General features: G+C 67.4%; 1 protein-coding gene and 1 pseudogene. One reads left to right on the plus strand and one right to left on the minus strand.

The genetic code is table 11. From position 1 onward, the window contains the following. A pseudogene (locus tag HUK84_RS17415) lies at positions 1–406 on the minus strand (GNAT family N-acetyltransferase); the annotation flags it as partial. Between the two features lie 300 nt (positions 407–706). Here HUK84_RS17415 and HUK84_RS17420 point away from each other — a divergent pair. Further along, the coding region (locus HUK84_RS17420) for a glycine betaine ABC transporter substrate-binding protein (protein ID WP_176641385.1) at positions 707–1,617 on the plus strand (911 nt) is incomplete at its 3' end.

A 1,617-nucleotide genomic window follows, 5' to 3' on the forward strand; every position in this document is an offset into this window, starting at 1 on the left:
AATCGGCACCGGCGGCGCGCGCCGCCTCCACGCGCAGCGCGAAGAAGCGGACCCCGGCGCCCCGGCCGCGACAGGCGGGCAGCAGTACGGATTCGCCGAAATAGAAGAACCGCCGCAGATCCTGGCCCCTGACCTCGAACGGTGCGCGCATGGGGGCGGCTTCATCGGCCAGCGGCAGGCAGGTGGACGCGCCGACGATCCGCCCGCCATCGTCGCGCGCGACGATGGCCGCCGCATGAGGGCTGCGCAGATAAACCTCGAGATATCGCCGCTCATAGACCGGGTCGGCCCCGTCATAGAGATAGGGCCAGTCGCGGAATATGGCGATCCGGAGCCGGGCCAGGTCGTCGATGATTTCGGCCAGGCGTCCGGCGCGGCAGATTTCGAACGAAAGCGGGTTTATCAAACTCCAACTCTCCGCAGTGGCCGCACATCGCAGGGCGGGCATCGATCCGGACCTGGCGCGGAACGACATCCGCACGATCCAGCCCGTGGATTTGCCCGTAGATTAGTAGGACCGACGGGCAGGCGATGGAATACGCGGCGTGTCGCGCGGCCCGCATAAAAGCGGTCCGGCCCCCTTGAAACGCTCCCTCATGTCGAAACCAAACTATTCCGCGACGCAAACATTCGGGTGAATGGCGAATGGGGACGGACATGATGTCCCTGCTGGCCTTCCGCCAGTCAGCGAGGGAGTTATAGCTGGATGCCCAGAAGCATCGTCGGCCGGGTCGCCGCTCTGTTCGCGGCGATCAATCTTATCGCCATGCCTCTTCTTGCCATGCCTGCCGTGGCGGCCCGGATGCCCGGCGACCCGGCGGCCTGCGTGCCCATCCGCCTGTCCAATGTGGGCTGGACGGATGCCGAGGCCGTGACGGCGGTCACCGCGACGCTGTTCGACGCGCTCGGCTATGCCCCCCAGACGCCGCTGTTGCCGCTGGTCATGACCTATGTGGCGATGCGCGACCGGCGGGTGGATGCGTTTCTGAGCAACTGGGAGCCCACCGGCAGCACGCCGATCGCGCCGTTCCTGGCCGACGGCTCGGTGGAGCGGCTGGCGACCAACCTGTCGGGTGCGCACTACACGCTGGCCGTGCCCGACTATACGTGGAAGGCGGGCCTGCGCGACTATGGCGACATCGCAGCCTGGGGGGGACGCCTGGGCCATATGATCTTCGGCCTGGAAGCCGGCAATGACGGCAACGGGCTGGTGCTGGAGATGATCCGCCGGGACCAGTTCCATCTCGGCCGCTTCCGCCTGGTCGAAAGCAGCGAACAGGGCATGCTCAGCCAGGTCGACCGCAGCATTCTGAGCCACCGGCCGATCCTGTTCCTGGCGTGGGAGCCGCATCCCATGAACCTGCGCTTCGCGATCCGCTACCTGACCGGCGGCGACAAGGTCTTCGGCCCCAATGGCGGGACGAGCGTCAATACCGTGATCCGCCGCGGCTACCGCACCGACTGCCCCAACGCGGCGCGGCTGCTGGCGCAGATCCGCTTCACGATCCCGGACGAGAACATGATGATGCTGGCGATCCAGCGCGACCACGTGCCGCCGCCGCTGGTCGCCCGACGCTGGCTGCGGACGCACCCCGACGCCTGGCATGGCTGGCTGGA

Origin of the sequence: Nguyenibacter vanlangensis (assembly GCF_013376155.1) — a bacterium.
GTDB lineage: Bacteria > Pseudomonadota > Alphaproteobacteria > Acetobacterales > Acetobacteraceae > Gluconacetobacter > Gluconacetobacter vanlangensis.